Here is an 18342-nt window from a genome sequence, read left to right as displayed (position 1 = left end):
TCCTGACCCCTTATACGGCCATCAGGTCCTTTTCTTTGTCTTCAGTGAGCTTGTTGATCTGAGCCTCGAAGTCTTTGATCAACTTGTCGATATCGGCACTCGCGCGACGCTCTTCGTCTTCGCTGATTTCCTTATCCTTGACCAGCTTCTTCAGGTCGCCCAGTGCATCACGGCGAATATTACGCACCGCGACACGAGCATCTTCGGCTGCGCTGCGCGCTTGCTTGGTGAAGCCCTTGCGGGTCTCCTCGGTCAAGGCCGGCATGGAGATCAGCAGCAACTCACCCAGGTTCGTCGGGTTGAGGTTCAGGCCAGCACTCTGGATCGCCTTGTCGACCGCGGCGAGCATGTTGCGCTCGAAAGCCACGACTTGCAGGGTCCGGGAGTCCTTCACGGTGACGTTGGCCACACTGCTCAAAGGAGTATCCGAACCGTAGTAAGGCACCATCACGCTGCCCAGGATGCTTGGGTGCGCCTTGCCTGTACGAATCTGACCAAAAGCGTGGGCCAGGGACTCCAGGGATTTGGTCATGCGCTCTTGAGCGTCTTTCTTGATTTCGTTGATCATTGCTCGCCTTCCTCGATCAGGGTTCCTTCAGCGCCGCCATGTACGATGTTCAGCAGGGCGCCGGGCTTGTTCATATTAAATACGCGCAGCGGCATCTTGTGGTCGCGGCACAGGCAAATAGCCGTCAGATCCATCACACCCAGCTTGCGATCCAGTACTTCATCGTAGGTCAGATGATCGAACTTCTCGGCATGCGGGTCTTTGAATGGGTCAGCGGTGTAAACACCATCAACCTTGGTCGCCTTCAACACAACGTCAGCATCGATCTCGATCGCACGCAAGCAGGCTGCCGAGTCGGTGGTGAAGAACGGGTTGCCGGTACCGGCAGCGAAAATGACCACTTCCTTGGAGTTCAGGTGACGCATGGCTTTGCGGCGATCGTAGTGATCGGTCACGCCCACCATCGAAATAGCCGACATCACGATGGCCGAGATATTCGCACGTTCCAGCGCATCACGCATGGCCAGGGCGTTCATCACAGTGGCAAGCATGCCCATGTGGTCGCCAGTCACCCGATCCATGCCGGCCGCACTCAGTGCCGCGCCGCGGAACAGATTACCACCACCAATCACCAGACCGACCTGAACACCGATACCGACCAGTTGGCCGACTTCCAGTGCCATGCGATCCAGAACCTTGGGGTCGATCCCGAACTCTTCGGAGCCCATCAAGGCCTCGCCGCTAAGCTTGAGTAGAATGCGTTTATAGCGAGCCTGATAACCACTGCCCTGCTGAGCCATTGCGAATCTCTCCTGCGGCGTATTTTAAAAAATTCTTTGCGGGCTGTTTGCAGCCTGCGTTTACTCTAACGTGACGCTGTCACAGCGCCATCGGAACACGGCTTTGTAAGCCAGTTCCGACGGAAAACCAAATAAATTGGCTTCCCCATCTGAAAAGAGGCTGCGCGCGTAAGCGGGCAGCCTCTTCAGGGCGACAGTTAAAAAACCGTCTTACTGCTTGGCAGCAGCCAGTTGAGCAGCAACTTCTTCAGCGAAGTTGTCGACTGGCTTCTCGATGCCTTCGCCTACTTTGAAGTAAGTGAAAGAAACGATTTCAGCACCGGCTTTCTTGGCCAGTTCGCCAACCTTGATTTCAGGGTTCTTGACGAACGCCTGCTCAACCAGGCTCGCTTCAGCCAGGAACTTGCTGATACGGCCTTTGACCATGTTTTCAACGATGTTTTCTGGCTTGCCGGCGATTTTGTCAGCGTTGAGGGTCAGGAACACGCCTTTCTCGCGCTCGATCGCTTCAGCGGAAACTTCCGACGGCAGCAGGAATTCAGGGTTGGTAGCCGCTACGTGCATAGCGATGTCTTTGGCCAGCTCAACGTCGCCGCCCTTCAGAACAACAGCTACACCGATCTTGTTGCCGTGCAGGTAACCACCAACAACATCACCTTCAACGCGAGTCAGGCGACGGATGTTGACGTTTTCGCCAACCTTGCCGACCAATACCAGGCGAGCAGCTTCTTGAGCTTCGATCAGAGGCTCAACGGTAGTCATCTTGTCGGCGAACGCTTTTTCAACGCTAGCAGCAACAAATACCTTGAAGTCGTCCTGCAGAGCCAGGAAGTCAGTCTGCGAGTTCACTTCCAGCAGGACTGCGGATTTACCGTCTTCTTTCAGAGCGATCGCGCCTTCAGCAGCAACGTTGCCTGCTTTTTTGGCGGCCTTGATGGCGCCCGAAGCACGCATGTCATCAATGGCTTTCTCGATGTCGCCGCCAGCCTTGGTCAAGGCTTTCTTGCAGTCCATCATGCCTTCGCCAGTACGCTCGCGCAGTTCTTTGACCAACGCTGCAGTAATCTCTGCCATTTCAAAATTCCTCTTGGATAGGTTATCAACCATTCCACCCGATCGAACGGGCGTTCAATTCTTCCCGAACCACCCTTGTTAGCTGCTGCACATTACAGATGCAGTAGCGGCATCCTGAAAACAGGCGCCAACAAATGGTTTTCGAGGTGGCAAAAAGGGGGCCAAGCCCCCTTTTTGCTTACTGAGTCAACGCCAAGGCGTCAATTACTCAGCTGCTGCTACCGGAGCTTCTTCAACGAACTGCTCGGTGCCGCCAGCAACGTGGTTGCGACCGCGGATTACAGCGTCAGCCATCGAACCCATGTACAGCTGGATAGCGCGGATTGCGTCATCGTTGCCTGGGATGATGTAGTCAACGCCTTCCGGGCTGCTGTTGGTATCGACTACGCCGATAACCGGGATGCCCAGTTTGTTGGCTTCGGTGATCGCGATGCGCTCGTGATCAACGTCGATAACGAACAGTGCGTCAGGCAGACCGCCCATGTCCTTGATACCACCCAGGGAACGATCGAGCTTTTCCAGGTCGCGAGTGCGCATCAGCGCCTCTTTCTTGGTCAGCTTGGCGAAAGTACCGTCTTCGGCTTGCACTTCAAGGTCACGCAGACGCTTGATGGAAGCACGGATGGTTTTGAAGTTGGTCAGCATGCCGCCCAACCAGCGGTGATCGACGTACGGCGAACCGCAACGTGCTGCTTCTTCAGCAACGATCTTGCCAGCGGAACGCTTGGTGCCGACGAACAGAATCTTGTTTTTGCCCTGGGCCAGACGCTCTACGAAAGTCAGAGCTTCGTTGAACATTGGCAGGGTTTTTTCAAGGTTGATGATGTGGATCTTGTTACGCGCGCCGAAAATGTACTTACCCATTTTCGGGTTCCAGTAACGGGTCTGGTGACCGAAGTGCACACCGGCCTTCAGCATATCGCGCATGTTGACTTGGGACATGATAGTTCCTTAATAAGTCGGGTTTGGCCTCCACGTATCCCAATGACCAACCAGCAGCATCAGCTGAAGGCACCCAGGTCATCGTGTCGACACGTGTGTGGATTTAAGCTTTTCGGGGTATACCCGGAAAGCGGCGCATTTTATATCACAAGGAGGGCGAAAACGAAACCCGGATTCTTAAAACCTGATCAGTGCTTTGGTTCCGGCCCTTGGAATCCCCCCAGAATGCGCCATTCTATAGAGAGAAGCGATGCACAGAGGCGCGGATTCGCCGTGATCGTCTGTTAGAATCGTGTTTTTCAGGGCTGCGAGCAGCATCACGCAGGCCCATTCCGTATAGAAAGCGCCACTGAGCGTAGAGAGAACCTGTATGACCGTCACCCTCAAAACCCCAGAGGACATCGCAAAAATGCGGATCGCCGGCAAGCTTGCCGCCGACGTGCTGGAAATGATTGCCGAATACGTCAAGCCGGGCGTCACGACCGAAGAGCTGGACCGCATCTGCCACGACTACATCGTCAACGAGCAGAAAGCCATCCCTGCCCCGCTCAACTACAAAGGCTTTCCGAAGTCGATCTGCACCTCGATCAACCACGTGGTCTGCCACGGCATCCCGAACGAGAAGCCACTGAAAGACGGCGACACGCTGAACATCGACGTCACCGTGATCAAGGATGGCTATCACGGCGACACCAGCCGCATGTTCCACGTCGGCACCGTGCCGGTCTGGGCCGAGCGCCTGTCGCAGGTCACCCAGGAATGCATGTACAAGGCCATCGAACTGGTCAAGCCCGGCTGCCGCCTCGGCGATATCGGCGAAGTCATCCAGAAGCACGCTGAAAAGAACGGCTTCTCGGTGGTTCGCGAGTTCTGCGGCCATGGCATCGGCAAGGTGTTCCACGAAGAACCGCAAATCCTGCATTACGGCCGCGCCGGTACCGGCATGGAACTGAAAGCCGGCATGACCTTCACCATCGAGCCGATGATCAATCAGGGCCGTGCCGACACCAAGGTCCTCGGCGATGGCTGGACCGCGATCACCAAGGATCGCAAGCTGTCGGCCCAGTGGGAACATACCCTGCTGGTGACCGAAACCGGCTACGAGATCTTCACCCTGCGCAGCGATGACACCATCCCTCGCGTTTCGGCCTGATCCGACAAGTTCTGCACCCAGCCTATAGAAGGAAAGCCAATCGATGCCGCAGGTGGATCCCGAACTCTTCGACCGCGGCCAGTTCCAGGCAGAACTGGCCCTGAAGGCAAGCCCGATCGCGGCCTTCAAGAAGGCCATCCGCCAGGCACAAGAGGTGCTCGACGCGCGATTTCGCAGCGGACGGGATATTCGCCGGCTGATAGAAGATCGCGCCTGGTTCGTCGACAACATCCTGCAACAGGCCTGGGAGCAGTTCAATTGGAGTGAAGACGCCGACATCGCGCTGGTCGCGGTCGGCGGCTACGGTCGCGGCGAACTGCACCCCTACTCCGACATCGATTTGCTGATTCTGCTGGATAACGCCGATCACGAAGTTTTCCGCGACTCCATCGAGCGTTTTCTGACGCTGCTATGGGACATCGGCCTGGAAGTTGGCCAAAGCGTACGCTCGGTGGACGAATGCGCCGAACAAGCCCGCGCCGACCTGACCATCATCACCAACCTGATGGAGAGCCGCACCATTGCCGGCCCCGAGCACTTGCGCCAGCGCATGCTCGATGTCACCAGCACTGAGCACATGTGGCCGGCCAAGGATTTTTTCCTGGCCAAACGTGCTGAACAGAAGGCACGTCACCACAAATACAACGACACCGAATACAACCTGGAACCCAACGTCAAAGGCTCGCCTGGCGGCCTACGGGATATTCAGACGATTCTGTGGGTGGCACGCCGCCAATACGGCACGCTGAACCTGCGCGCACTGGCGGGCGAAGGCTTCCTGGTCGAAAGCGAAAACGCCCTTCTCGCCTCGTCCCAGGAGTTTTTGTGGAAGGTTCGTTACGCCCTGCACATGCTTGCTGGCCGCGCCGAAGACCGCTTGCTGTTCGATCACCAACGCTCGATCGCCGGGCTGCTGGGCTTTGAAGGCGATGACGCCAAGCACGCCATCGAAAACTTCATGCAGCAGTACTACCGGGTGGTGATGAGCATTGCCCAGCTCAGCGACCTGATCATCCAGCATTTCGAGGAAGTCATCCTCGCGCCGGAAGATGAAGCGCCGCCGCAACCGATCAACTCGCGCTTCCAGTTGCATGACGGCTACATCGAGGCGATCAACACCAACGTGTTCAGACGCACACCGTTTGCCATGCTGGAAATTTTCGTGCTGATGGCCCAACAGCCGGAAATCAAGGGCGTGCGGGCTGACACCATTCGCCTGCTGCGCGAACACCGGCACCTGATCGATGACGACTTCCGCAACGACATTCGCAATACCAGCCTGTTCATCGAACTGTTCAAATGCAAGATCGGCATCCACCGCAACCTGCGACGGATGAACCGTTACGGCATTCTCGGGCGCTACCTGCCAGAGTTCGGTTTTATCGTCGGGCAGATGCAGCACGACCTGTTCCATATTTATACGGTCGACGCCCACACCCTGAACCTGATCAAACACCTGCGTAAGCTGCAGTACACCCAGGTGTCCGAGAAATTCCCGCTGGCCAGCAAGCTCATGGGCAAACTGCCCAAGCCGGAGCTGATCTACCTTGCCGGGCTGTACCACGACATTGGCAAGGGCCGGCATGGCGATCACTCGGATATCGGGGCGGTCGACGCCGAAGCGTTTTGCCAACGCCATCAACTGCCTCTGTGGGACAGCCGACTGATTGTCTGGCTGGTGCAAAACCACCTGGTGATGTCGACCACCGCCCAGCGCAAAGACCTGTCCGACCCGCAAGTGATCCACGACTTCGCGCAGATCGTCGGCGACGAAACCCGCCTCGACTACCTGTACGTGCTGACCGTTTCGGACATCAACGCTACCAACCCGACGCTGTGGAACTCCTGGCGCGCCAGTCTGTTGCGCCAGCTCTACACCGAAACCAAGCGCGCCTTGCGCCGTGGCCTGGAAAACCCGGTCGATCGTGAAGAACAGATCCGCCAGACCCAACGCGCCGCCCTGGATATTCTGGTACGCGGCGGCACTGACCCGGATGATGTCGAACAGCTCTGGTCGCAACTGGGCGACGACTATTTCCTGCGTCACACCGCTGGCGACGTGGCCTGGCACACTGAGGCGATCCTCCAGCAGCCAGCCGACGGCGGGCCACTGGTACTGATCAAGGAAACCACCCAGCGCGAGTTCGAGGGCGGCACGCAGATCTTCATCTATGCGCCGGACCAGCACGACTTCTTCGCCGTGACCGTGGCGGCGATGGACCAGCTCAACCTGAACATTCACGACGCCCGGGTGATCACCTCGACCAGCCAGTTCACCCTCGACACCTATATCGTGCTCGACACCGACGGCGACTCGATTGGCGACAACCCGGCGCGGGTCAAACAGATCCGCGACGGCCTGACCGAGGCCCTGCGCAACCCGGACAACTACCCGACCATCATCCAGCGTCGGGTGCCGCGTCAGCTCAAGCACTTTGCGTTCGCACCGCAAGTGACGATCCACAACGACGCCCAGCGTCAGGTGACGGTGCTGGAACTCAGCGCCCCCGACCGTCCGGGTCTGTTGGCACGGATCGGAACAATCTTTCTCGAATTCGACCTGTCGCTGCAGAATGCCAAGATTGCCACCCTCGGCGAGCGGGTCGAAGACGTGTTCTTCATCACCGACGCGAGCAATCACCCGTTGTCCGACCCGCAACTGTGCAGTCGCTTGCAGGATGCGATCGTCGAACAACTGAGCGTCAGCCCCGAACCCTCTATCGAACTGTCGCGCATCAGCATCTGAATGCGCGCCATGATTTAACTGCTTTTGAGTGAGACCCCGCACCGATGAACAACGCTCTGAACCAGCTCCAGCCTTACCCGTTCGAGAAACTGCGCGCCCTGCTCGGTGCGGTGACGCCAAACCCGGACAAGCGCCCGATTGCGTTGTCCATCGGCGAACCGAAGCACCGTTCGCCAAGCTTTGTCGCTGAAGCGCTGGCGAGCAATCTGGATCAGATGGCGGTGTACCCGACCACGCTTGGCATCCCGGCCCTGCGGGAAGCCATTGCCGGCTGGTGCGAGCGGCGCTTTGGCGTGCCGAGTGGCTGGATCGATCCGGCGCGCAACGTGCTGCCGGTCAACGGCACTCGCGAAGCGCTGTTCGCCTTCACCCAGACCGTGGTCAATCGCGGCGACGATGCACTGATCGTCAGCCCGAACCCGTTCTACCAGATCTATGAAGGCGCAGCGTTCCTCGCAGGCGCCAAGCCGCATTACCTGCCGTGCCTGGATGAAAACGGCTTCAACCCGGACTTCGACGCCGTATCGGACGATATCTGGAAGCGCTGCCAGATCCTCTTCCTGTGCTCGCCGGGCAACCCGACGGGGGCGCTGATCCCGGTCGAAACCCTGAAGAAACTGATCGCCCTGGCCGATGAACACGACTTCGTGATCGCTGCCGACGAGTGCTACAGCGAGCTCTACTTCAACGAACAGACCCCACCGCCAGGCCTGCTCAGCGCCTGCGTGGAACTGGGTCGCAAGGATTTCAAACGCTGCGTGGTGTTCCACAGCCTGTCCAAGCGTTCCAACCTGCCGGGCCTGCGCTCGGGTTTCGTCGCCGGCGATGCCGAGATTCTCAAGGGCTTCCTGCTGTATCGCACCTACCATGGCTGCGCCATGCCGGTTCAGACCCAACTCGCCAGCGTTGCCGCGTGGAATGACGAAGTGCATGTGCGGGCCAACCGTGCGCTGTACCGCGAGAAGTACGATGCGGTACTGGAAATCCTCAGCCCGGTGATGGACGTACAGCGCCCGGACGGCGGTTTCTACCTGTGGCCGAACGTCGAAGGCGATGATGCCGCCTTCTGCCGTGATCTGTTTGTCGAAGAACACGTGACGGTGGTGCCAGGCTCATACCTGTCCCGCGAGGTTGACGGTTTCAATCCGGGGGCTGGCCGAGTGCGCCTGGCATTGGTCGCGCCTTTGGCGGAATGCGTTGAAGCGGCAGAACGGATTCGCGACTTCATTCTGCGCCGTCGATAACTGTTACATCGCCCGCAGGAGTTGCCGCAGGCAGCTCCTGCATGAAATCCGACCAGAGTTCCCGATCAATCGCCGTTGAAGTGCCATATTGGTCGCTTAAGCTGCCCGCTGACAGCTGCCATCGGCAATGCGACAAAGCCCGGTCATGGCCGACGCCGAACCCGCTCGCTCATGGCATAATCCTTGATCTTTTATTTCCAGCACCTCCAAAGGGGGGCAATTCCTTGACCGCTTCAAGCAAAACGTTGCACCTTTTCGGCATCAAAGCCTGCGACACCATGAAAAAGGCGCGCACCTGGCTCGATGAAAACGCTGTGCATTTTGACTTTCATGATTACAAAACGGCCGGAATCGACCGTGAACACCTGACCCAGTGGTGCAACGAGCACGGCTGGCAAGTGGTGCTCAACCGTGCAGGCACGACCTTTCGCAAACTCGACGACGAACGTAAAGCCGATCTCGACCAGGCGAAAGCTATCGAATTGATGCTCGCACAACCTTCGATGATCAAGCGCCCGGTGCTCGATCTCGGTGACCGAACCCTGATTGGCTTCAAGCCAGACATTTACGCGGCAGCGCTCAAGTAAGCCAGCCCGTTCAATTTTGTTAGAGGTATAAACATGTCCACTACCCTGTTCAGCCTGGCCTTTGGTGTCGGCACTCAAAACCGTCAAGGTGCATGGCTGGAAGTGTTTTACGCAGCTCCGGTACTCAAGCCATCGGCTGAGCTGGTCGCCGCTATCGCGCCGATTCTGGGCTACACCGAAGGCAATCAGGCTATCGCTTTCACTACCGCCCAGGCCGCGCAACTGGCTGAAGCCCTGAAAGGTGCCGACGCTGCTCAAGCGGCGTTGCTGACCCGCCTGGCCGAAAGCCACAAGCCGCTGGTCGCCACCCTGCTGGCCGAAGACGCACAACTGAGCTCCACCCCTGAGGCCTACCTCAAGCTGCACCTGCTGTCCCATCGCCTGGTCAAGCCACACGGCCTGAACCTGGCCGGGATCTTCCCGTTGCTGCCGAACGTGGCCTGGACCAGCCAGGGCGCAATCGACCTGAACGAGCTGGCCGAACATCAACTGGAAGCCCGTCTGCGTGGCGAGCTGCTGGAAGTGTTCTCGGTCGACAAGTTCCCGAAAATGACCGATTACGTCGTACCGGCTGGCGTGCGTATCGCTGACGCGGCACGTATTCGTCTGGGTGCCTACGTGGGCGAAGGCACCACTGTGATGCACGAAGGTTTCGTCAACTTCAACGCCGGCACCGAAGGCCCTGGCATGATCGAAGGCCGCGTCTCTGCGGGCGTGTTCGTCGGCAAGGGTTCGGACCTGGGCGGCGGTTGCTCGACCATGGGCACCCTGTCGGGCGGCGGCAACATCGTGATCAAGGTCGGCGAAGGCTGCCTGATCGGCGCCAACGCCGGTATCGGCATTCCATTGGGCGACCGCAACACTGTTGAGTCGGGCCTGTACGTGACCGCTGGCACCAAAGTGGCACTGCTGGACGAGAACAACAAACTGGTCAAAGTACTCAAGGCCCGCGAACTGGCCGGCCAGCCTGACCTGTTGTTCCGCCGCAATTCGGAGACCGGTGCCGTGGAATGCAAAACCCACAAATCGGCCATCGAACTGAACGAAGCGCTGCACGCTCACAACTAAGCAGTGCACCAAACGATCTCTGTAGGAGCAGGGGGCGCCTAGCTCTTGCTCGCGATGGGGCCCTTGAGGCCGCCAAAAGCATCGCGAGCAAGTTCTGCTCCTACAGGGCCAGGCGTACACCCGCCCATGTTTATCAGGGCCCGATGGCATGATGATTCCTTCTCCCTGGCGCGCCGATTTTCCGGCCATCGCCGCTCTGCAACGGCAAGACCAGACCTATCTGGACAACGCCGCCACCACCCAGAAACCCCAAGCCCTGCTCGATGCGCTGGCGCACTACTACGCCAACGGCGCGGCCAACGTTCATCGTGCGCAACACCTGCCCGGCGCCCATGCCACGCAGGCGTTCGAAGGCAGCCGCAGCAAAGTCGCGCATTGGCTCAATGCCGGCAACAGCGGGCAAATCATCTTTACCCACGGCGCAACCTCTGCGCTGAACCTCCTGGCCTACGGCCTGGAACACCTGTTCAATCCGGGCGATGAGGTTGTCATCAGCGCCCTGGAACACCACGCCAACCTGTTGCCATGGCAGCAATTGGCGCACCGTCGCGAGCTGAAATTGGTGGTGTTGCCACTGGACGCGGACGGCCTGATCGATCTCGACGCCGCCACCCGGTTGATCGGCCCGCGCACGCGATTGCTGGCGGTCAGCCAGTTGTCCAACGTGCTCGGCGCATGGCAGCCGTTAGCGCCGTTACTGGCGCTGGCCAAGGCGCAGAACGCCTTGACCGTGGTCGATGGCGCCCAAGGCGTGGTCCATGGCCGCCATGACGTGCAGGCACTGGGTTGCGACTTTTACGTTTTTTCCAGCCACAAACTCTATGGCCCGGACGGTCTCGGCGTGCTGTATGGCCGCAACGAAGCCTTGCAGCAGTTGCGCCCATGGCAGTTCGGCGGCGAGATGGTGCTGGACGCCAACTACCACGACGCACGCTTCCGCCCAGCCCCGCTGGGCTTTGAAGCCGGCACACCGCCGATTGCCAGCGTGATTGGCCTGGGCGCGACCCTCGACTATCTCGCCGGTCTCGACCAGGACGCCGTGTGCGCCCACGAAGCCGCGCTGCATGATTACCTGTTGAAGGGCTTGCAGGCGCGCAATGGCATTCGCCTGTTGGGCAAACCACAACTGGCGCTGGCCAGTTTTGTCGTCGAAGGCGTGCACAACGCCGATTTGGCGCATCTGCTCACCGAACAGGGCATCGCCGTACGCGCCGGACACCACTGCGCGATGCCGTTGCTGAAAAGCTTTGAACTGGCGGGAGCGATTCGGGTTTCGTTGGCGCTGTACAACGACTCGGAAGACCTTGAGCACTTTTTCGAAGCCCTTGATCAAGCGCTGGAGTTGTTGCGATGAGCCTGCCGGCGGATGCCATTACGGCACTGGAAACCTTTCAGGCCGCTGCCGGCTGGGAACAACGCGCTCGCTTGCTGATGCAATGGGGCGAACGGCTTCCGGCATTGAGCGATGCAGACAAGACCGAGGCCAATCGCGTACACGGCTGCGAAAGTCAGGTGTGGCTGGTGGGCGCGTTGCAGGACGGCCATTGGCAGTTTGCTGCCAGCAGCGATGCACGATTGATTCGCGGGTTGGTGGCGTTGCTGCTGGCGCGGGTCAACGGCTTGACTGCCGCCGAGTTGCAACAGGTGGATTTGCCCGATTGGTTCAATCAACTGGGGTTATCGCGACAACTGTCGTCGTCGCGCAGCAATGGCCTCAATGCGGTGTTGCAGCGGATGAATGAGTTGGCCGCCTGACACCAGTGGCGAGGGAGCTTGCTCCCGTCGGCCGGTCCGCGTTCGGGCGCAGCAGTCGTAAATCGATGAATACGGTGTGTCTGACAACCTGCGGCGCTCGATTTTTGGGTCGCTTCGCGACCCAGCGGGAGCAAGCTCCCTCGCCACAACAGCAGGATTATTGCGCCGGTTTGATCTTGTCTGCCGGGCGCCGCACACCCGCCACAATCTTATCCACAGCCTTGGTCGCGGCGACCATGCCAAAAGTCGCGGTCACCATCATCACCGCGCCAAAACCACCTGCGCAGTCGAGTTTCACCCCATCGCCGACAAAGCTCTTCTGCAAGCAAATGCTGCCATCGGGTTTCGGATAGCGCAGTTGCTCGGTGGAGAACACGCACGGCACGCTGTAGTGACGGGTCACAGTGCGCGAGAAACCATAATCGCGACGCAACGTGGAGCGCACTTTCGAGGCCAGCGGGTCATTGAAGGTACGGTTCAGGTCACACACCTGGATCAGCGTCGGATCGATCTGCCCGCCCGCACCGCCCGTGGTGATGATCTGGATCTTGCGACGTTTGCACCAGGCGATCAGCGCAGCCTTGGCGTTGACGCTGTCGATGCAGTCGATCACGCAGTCGATATTTGGCGTGATGTACTCGGCCATGGTTTCGCGGGTGACGAAATCCGCCACCGCGTGCACGGTGCACTCCGGGTTGATCCCGCGCAGGCGCTCGGCCATCACCTCGACCTTGGGTTTGCCGACAGTACTGTCCAGTGCATGCAACTGGCGATTGACGTTGCTGACGCACACGTCATCGAGGTCGAACAGCGAGATTTCGCCGACACCGCAACGGGCCATGGCTTCCGCCGCCCAGGAACCGACGCCACCGACGCCAACAATTGCCACATGGGCCGCGCGCAAACGCGCCAGGCCTTCGATGCCATACAACCGGGCAATGCCAGCAAACCGCGGATCTTCTGTACTCATGACCACTACCCTAAAAACCGGCGCGCATTATAGGGCCGATACGTGCCAAGAACATCTTTGCGCTATAAACGGCAGCAGGTCGTGCTTTATTTGTGCCGGCATATGTACATTTTTTGTCACACAAAAGAACTTAAGCGAAGATGGCTTGCCCAATGTCCGGCTTTTTTCTGTCTGCTGTACGCTCAGTTGAACGCCAGTGTAGGATGCGCGCCGATTGGCGCGTGCCAACCGTCCCCTCGTTCCACACCTTTTGGAACCCGATATAGCTATGTCATCGCGTAAATTTGGACTCAATCTGGTGGTAGTGCTGGCGATTGCCGCGCTGTTCACCGGTTTCTGGGCGCTGATCAACCGCCCCGTCACGACCCCCAACTGGCCTGAGCAGATCTCCGGTTTTTCTTACTCGCCGTTCCAGCAAGGCCAGTTCCCACAGAAAAACCAGTTCCCGTCCGACGATGAAATGCGTCGCGACCTGGAGATCATGAGCAAGCTGACCGACAACATCCGGACTTACTCCGTCGACGGTACGCTGGAGGACATCCCGAAACTGGCGGAAGAATTCGGCCTGCGCGTAACGCTCGGGATCTGGATCAGCCCGGACCTTGAGCGTAACGAGCGCGAGATCCAGCGCGCCATCGAACTGGCCAACAGCTCGCGCAGCGTCGTGCGCGTGGTGGTCGGTAACGAAGCGATCTTCCGTAAGGAAATCACCGCCGAGCAATTGAGCGTGATCCTCGATCGCGTGCGCGCAGCGGTAAAGGTCCCGGTGACCACGTCCGAGCAGTGGCACGTCTGGGAAGAAAACCCGATGCTGGCCAAGCACGTCGACCTGATCGCGGCTCACATCCTGCCGTATTGGGAATTCATTCCGGTGGACCAGGCCGGCCAGTTTGTTCTGGACCGTGCCCGCGACCTGAAAAAACTCTTCCCGAAAAAACCGCTGCTGCTGTCCGAAGTGGGCTGGCCGAGCAATGGCCGCATGCGCGGTGGTGCTGATGCGACCCCGGCTGACCAGGCGATTTACCTGCGTACGCTGGTGAACAAGCTCAACCGCCAGGGCTTCAACTACTTCGTGATCGAAGCGTTTGACCAGCCATGGAAAGCCAGCGACGAAGGTTCGGTAGGCGCCTATTGGGGCGTGTTCAACGCTGCGCGTCAGCAGAAATTCAACTTCGAAGGCCCGGTCGTAGCGATTCCGCAATGGCGAGTACTGGCGGTCGGCTCCGTGGTCCTGGCGTTGTTGTCCCTGACCCTGCTGATGATCGACGGCTCGGCACTGCGCCAGCGCGGTCGGACCTTCCTGACCTTCACCGCGTTCCTCGGCGGTTCGGCACTGGTGTGGATCGGTTACGACTACAGCCAGCAATACAGCACCTGGTTCAGCCTGACGGTGGGCTTTCTGCTCGCCCTCGGTGCGCTCGGGGTATTTATCGTACTGCTGACCGAAGCCCACGAACTGGCCGAGACCGTCTGGACCCACAAACGTCGGCGTGAATTCCTGCCGGTGGTGGGCGACTCGGACTACCGTCCGAAAGTCTCGATCCATGTGCCGTGCTACAACGAGCCGCCGGAGATGGTCAAACAGACCCTCAACGCCCTGGCCAACCTCGACTATCCGGACTTCGAAGTCCTGATCATCGACAACAACACCAAGGACCCGGCCGTCTGGGAACCGGTGCAGGCCTATTGCGAAACCCTCGGCCCGCGCTTCAAGTTCTTCCACGTCTCGCCATTGGCCGGTTTCAAGGGCGGTGCGCTGAACTACCTGATCCCGCACACTGCCAAGGATGCCGAAGTCATCGCGGTGATCGACTCGGACTACTGCGTCGACCCGAACTGGCTCAAGCACATGGTGCCGCACTTCGCCGATCCGAAAATCGCCGTGGTGCAGTCGCCACAGGATTATCGCGACCAGAACGAAAGCACTTTCAAGAAGCTCTGCTACGCGGAATACAAAGGCTTCTTCCATATCGGTATGGTCACCCGTAACGACCGTGACGCGATCATTCAGCACGGCACCATGACCATGACCCGCCGTTCTGTACTCGAAGAGCTCGGCTGGGCTGACTGGTGCATCTGCGAAGACGCCGAGTTGGGTCTGCGGGTGTTTGAAAAAGGTCTGTCGGCGGCGTACTACCACGACAGCTATGGCAAGGGCCTGATGCCCGATACCTTTATCGACTTCAAAAAACAGCGTTTCCGCTGGGCCTACGGAGCGATTCAGATCATCAAGCGGCACACCGCCAGCCTGTTGCGTGGCAAGGACACCGAACTGACCCGTGGCCAGCGTTACCACTTCCTCGCGGGCTGGTTGCCGTGGGTCGCGGATGGCATGAACATCTTCTTCACCGTCGGCGCCCTGCTCTGGTCGGCGGCGATGATCATCGTGCCGCAACGGGTCGATCCACCGCTGCTGATCTTCGCAATCCCGCCCCTGGCGCTGTTTGTGTTCAAGGTCGGCAAGATCATTTTCCTCTACCGCCGTGCGGTCGGGGTCAACCTGAAGGATGCATTCTGCGCGGCATTGGCCGGCCTGGCGTTGTCGCACACCATCGCCAAAGCGGTGCTGTACGGTTTCTTCACCAGCAGCATTCCGTTTTTCCGCACCCCGAAAAATGCCGATAACCACGGCTTCTGGGTAGCGATTTCGGAAGCGCGCGAAGAGCTGTTCATCATGCTGCTGTTGTGGGGCGCGGCACTGGGGATTTACCTGGTGCAGGGCATCCCGAGCAACGACATGCGCTTCTGGGTGACCATGTTGCTGGTGCAGTCGCTGCCGTATCTGGCCGCGCTGATCATGGCCTTCCTGTCTTCGCTGCCAAAACCTGCGCCAGAAACCGAGCCGGCACCTGCCGCTTAAATCTGCGCAAACCACTAAACGGCGGCCTCTGGCCGCCGTTTTGCTTTAAGATATCTGCCATTTTGTGGGGTCAGCCCCAATTCCTGTAGGAGCAAAGCTTGCTCGCGATTACGCGACTCGGTGTAACAGAAAGTCCTCATAATCGTTCATCGCGAGCAAGCTTTGCTCCTACACAATAAGCTTCCGGAGTTCTCCCATGACGGCCCACGCCGACCTTTCGCCGACCCTCCAACTCGCCATCGACCTGATCCGTCGTCCGTCCGTGACGCCGGTCGACGCCGATTGCCAGAAGCAGATGATGCAGCGCCTGGGCGATGCCGGTTTTGCGCTTGAGCCGATGCGCATCGAGGATGTGGATAACTTCTGGGCCACCCACGGCAAACACGACGGTCCGGTGCTGTGCTTCGCCGGTCATACCGACGTGGTGCCGACCGGCCCGGTGCAGGCCTGGCAGATCGATCCGTTCGACGCGGTGATCGACGAACACGGCATGCTCTGCGGCCGTGGCGCGGCAGACATGAAAGGCAGCCTGGCCTCCATGACCGTGGCGGCCGAACGTTTTGTCGCCGACTACCCGGACCACAAGGGCAAGGTCGCCTTCCTGATCACCAGCGACGAAGAAGGCCCGGCGCATCACGGCACTAAAGCAGTGATCGAACGCCTCGCAGCGCGCAAAGAGCGTCTGGACTGGTGCATCGTCGGCGAACCGTCGAGCACCACCCTGGTCGGTGACGTGGTCAAGAACGGCCGTCGCGGCTCCCTTGGCGCCAAGCTCACCGTGCGCGGTGTGCAAGGTCACGTGGCCTACCCGCACCTGGCGAAGAACCCGATCCACCTCGCCGCCCCGGCCCTGGCCGAACTGGCCGCCGAGCACTGGGACCACGGCAACGATTTCTTCCCGCCGACCAGTTTCCAGATTTCCAACGTCAACTCTGGTACCGGCGCGACCAACGTGATCCCCGGTGATCTGGTGGCGGTGTTCAACTTCCGTTTTTCCACCGAATCGACCGTCGAAGGCCTGCAACAGCGGGTAGCCGACATCCTCGACAAACATGGCCTGGACTGGCACATCGACTGGGCGCTGTCCGGCTTGCCGTTCCTCACCGAGCCGGGCGCCCTGCTCGATGCGGTGTCGGCAAGCATCAAGACCATCACCGGACGCGAAACCAAGGCATCCACCAGCGGTGGTACGTCGGACGGGCGCTTCATCGCCACCATGGGTACGCAAGTGGTCGAGCTTGGCCCGGTCAACGCGACGATTCACCAGGTCAACGAGCGCGTGCTGGCCAGCGACCTCGATCTGCTGACCGAAATCTACTACCAGACCCTGATCAAGTTGCTCGCCTGATGCTTGCCTGTCCTATCTGCAGCGCGCCGCTGAACGCGGTCGACAACGGCGTCGCGTGCCCGGCCGGGCATCGCTTCGACCGCGCCCGCCAGGGTTACCTGAACCTGCTGCCGGTGCAGCACAAGAACAGCCGTGACCCCGGCGACAACCAGGCGATGGTCGAAGCCCGTCGCGACTTCTTGAACGCTGGGCACTACGCGCCGGTGGCCAAGCGTCTCGCCGAACTGGCGGCGGAACGTGCGCCACAGCGCTGGCTGGACATCGGTTGTGGCGAGGGTTACTACACCGCGCAAATCGCCGACGCGCTGCCAAACGCCGATGGCTACGCGCTGGATATTTCCCGCGAAGCGGTCAAACGCGCCTGCAAACGTAACCCGCAGCTGACCTGGTTGATCGCCAGCATGGCCCGGGTGCCGTTGGCCGATGCCAGCTGCCAGTTCCTCGCCAGCGTGTTCAGCCCGCTCGACTGGCAGGAAGCCAAACGCCTGCTCAGCCCGGGTGGCGGCTTGATGAAAGTCGGACCGACCAGCGGCCATCTGATGGAACTGCGTGAGCGTCTGTATGACGAAGTGCGCGAATACACTGATGACAAGCACCTGGCCCTGGTGCCGGAAGGCATGACGCTGCAACACAGCGAAATCCTCGAATTCAAACTGAACCTGGTCAGCGGCCAGGACCGCGCCAACCTGCTGGCCATGACGCCTCACGGCTGGCGCGCCAGTGCCGAACGCCGGGCGGCCGTCATCGAACAGGCCGAGCCGTTCGAGGTCAGTGTGTCGATGCGCTACGATTACTTCGTTCTGCAGTAATTATTTCAGAGCACCCCTTAAACTTTTGGTCTTGAGCAGTGGCTTGAGACCGGCTAAATCCGCGAATGGATTTTTCGAAACCCGCAGTGAGGAACATCCATGCGCCAACCCGATATCGAGATTTACCTGAAAGACGCCGACGTCGACTACAAGGCCATCGCCACCTGGCTCGGCGCGGCGCTGGGCCCTTGCACCGACTGGGTTCAGAAAGGTCAGACCTACAAGTGCAAGGCCGGCAACGTGCCTGTGACCTGGCTACCAAAAGCCGTGGGCAAGTGGAACAGCCTGTACCTGGAAAGCGACCAGACGCCGTGGGACGACGACATCGCCTGCGCCCGCGCCGCCTTTGCCGCACTGAATGTCGAAGTGCGCTGCGCGCCAGGGACCTGGGTCGAGGAAGAAGGTGAAGAGACGGCGGATCGCTGGATTCGGATCAGCGTCGACGGTGAAGAAGAGATCACCTGGAAAACCGCTTAAC

Annotated in this window: 16 protein-coding genes; 11 read left to right on the top strand and 5 right to left on the bottom strand. The window is 59.6% G+C overall.

All coding sequences use genetic code 11. The annotated features are described in order from the left end of the window. Window positions 1-10 precede the first annotated feature (10 nt). The 4 genes from frr to rpsB form a co-directional block, all read right to left on the bottom strand. Entirely contained in the window at window positions 11-568 is a 558-nt protein-coding gene (gene frr / locus AABM55_RS06065; RefSeq protein WP_019692087.1) for a ribosome recycling factor, read from the bottom strand. Next, a complete protein-coding gene (pyrH, locus tag AABM55_RS06060; RefSeq protein ID WP_011059526.1) occupies window positions 565-1308 on the bottom strand; it encodes a UMP kinase in 744 nt (247 codons plus the stop codon). Before pyrH ends, frr begins: the two co-directional genes overlap by 4 nt. Before the next feature lie 210 nt (window positions 1309-1518). After that, complete coding sequence (tsf, locus tag AABM55_RS06055) at window positions 1519-2382, bottom strand: translation elongation factor Ts (protein WP_054595910.1); 864 nt, start codon at window positions 2380-2382, stop codon at window positions 1519-1521. Between the two features lie 204 nt (window positions 2383-2586). Beyond that, window positions 2587-3324: a 30S ribosomal protein S2 gene (rpsB, locus tag AABM55_RS06050; RefSeq protein WP_003219330.1), complete on the bottom strand. Its 738-nt coding sequence runs from the start codon at window positions 3322-3324 to the stop codon at window positions 2587-2589. A 370-nt stretch (window positions 3325-3694) separates the two neighbouring features. On the opposite strand from rpsB, the gene map reads away from it, so the two are divergent. The 7 genes from map to AABM55_RS06015 all read left to right on the top strand — a co-directional run bounded on the left by map (window position 3695) and on the right by AABM55_RS06015 (window position 11877). Beyond that, window positions 3695-4477: a type I methionyl aminopeptidase gene (gene map / locus AABM55_RS06045; RefSeq protein WP_054595909.1), complete on the top strand. Its 783-nt coding sequence runs from the start codon at window positions 3695-3697 to the stop codon at window positions 4475-4477. Window positions 4478-4520: 43 nt separating this feature from the next. Continuing rightward, a complete protein-coding gene (locus AABM55_RS06040; protein WP_054595908.1) occupies window positions 4521-7223 on the top strand; it encodes a [protein-PII] uridylyltransferase in 2703 nt (900 codons plus the stop codon). 44 nt (window positions 7224-7267) lie between these two features. Further along, window positions 7268-8467, top strand: coding sequence for a succinyldiaminopimelate transaminase (gene dapC / locus AABM55_RS06035; protein WP_347929082.1), 1200 nt, complete (start codon window positions 7268-7270; stop codon window positions 8465-8467). 278 nt (window positions 8468-8745) lie between these two features. Continuing rightward, complete coding sequence (locus AABM55_RS06030) at window positions 8746-9054, top strand: arsenate reductase (RefSeq protein ID WP_237142995.1); 309 nt, start codon at window positions 8746-8748, stop codon at window positions 9052-9054. Between the two features lie 33 nt (window positions 9055-9087). Further along, a complete protein-coding gene (dapD, locus tag AABM55_RS06025) occupies window positions 9088-10122 on the top strand; it encodes a 2,3,4,5-tetrahydropyridine-2,6-dicarboxylate N-succinyltransferase (protein WP_054595905.1) in 1035 nt (344 codons plus the stop codon). A 148-nt stretch (window positions 10123-10270) separates the two neighbouring features. Further along, window positions 10271-11476: a cysteine desulfurase gene (locus tag AABM55_RS06020; protein WP_347929081.1), complete on the top strand. Its 1206-nt coding sequence runs from the start codon at window positions 10271-10273 to the stop codon at window positions 11474-11476. Continuing rightward, a complete protein-coding gene (locus AABM55_RS06015) occupies window positions 11473-11877 on the top strand; it encodes a SufE family protein (protein ID WP_347929080.1) in 405 nt (134 codons plus the stop codon). The genes AABM55_RS06020 and AABM55_RS06015 overlap by 4 nt, the downstream gene beginning before the upstream one ends. Before the next feature lie 157 nt (window positions 11878-12034). Here the strand turns inward: AABM55_RS06015 and tcdA are convergent, their stop codons facing one another. After that, a complete protein-coding gene (tcdA, locus tag AABM55_RS06010) occupies window positions 12035-12847 on the bottom strand; it encodes a tRNA cyclic N6-threonylcarbamoyladenosine(37) synthase TcdA (protein WP_347929079.1) in 813 nt (270 codons plus the stop codon). Window positions 12848-13115: 268 nt separating this feature from the next. Here tcdA and AABM55_RS06005 point away from each other — a divergent pair, with 268 nt between their 5' ends. The 4 genes from AABM55_RS06005 (at window position 13116) to AABM55_RS05990 (ending at window position 18341) form a co-directional block, all read left to right on the top strand. Further along, on the top strand, window positions 13116-15707 hold the full coding sequence (locus tag AABM55_RS06005) for a glycosyltransferase (RefSeq protein ID WP_347929078.1): 2592 nt from the start codon (window positions 13116-13118) through the stop codon (window positions 15705-15707). A gap of 196 nt (window positions 15708-15903) precedes the next feature. After that, window positions 15904-17055 (top strand): succinyl-diaminopimelate desuccinylase, encoded by a 1152-nt coding sequence (gene dapE / locus AABM55_RS06000; RefSeq protein ID WP_347929077.1) that lies wholly within the window; start codon window positions 15904-15906, stop codon window positions 17053-17055. Beyond that, window positions 17055-17864, top strand: coding sequence for a putative RNA methyltransferase (locus AABM55_RS05995; RefSeq protein ID WP_347929076.1), 810 nt, complete (start codon window positions 17055-17057; stop codon window positions 17862-17864). Before dapE ends, AABM55_RS05995 begins: the two co-directional genes overlap by 1 nt. Before the next feature lie 99 nt (window positions 17865-17963). Further along, window positions 17964-18341 carry a hypothetical protein gene (locus tag AABM55_RS05990; RefSeq protein WP_054595899.1) on the top strand — a complete coding sequence of 126 codons (378 nt, stop codon included), beginning with the start codon at window positions 17964-17966 and terminating at the stop codon, window positions 18339-18341. Window position 18342: the final 1 nt, after the last annotated feature.

The organism is Pseudomonas helvetica (genome assembly GCF_039908645.1).
GTDB classification, from domain to species: domain Bacteria; phylum Pseudomonadota; class Gammaproteobacteria; order Pseudomonadales; family Pseudomonadaceae; genus Aquipseudomonas; species Aquipseudomonas helvetica.
This window is presented reverse-complemented; position numbering and strand designations above follow the sequence as displayed.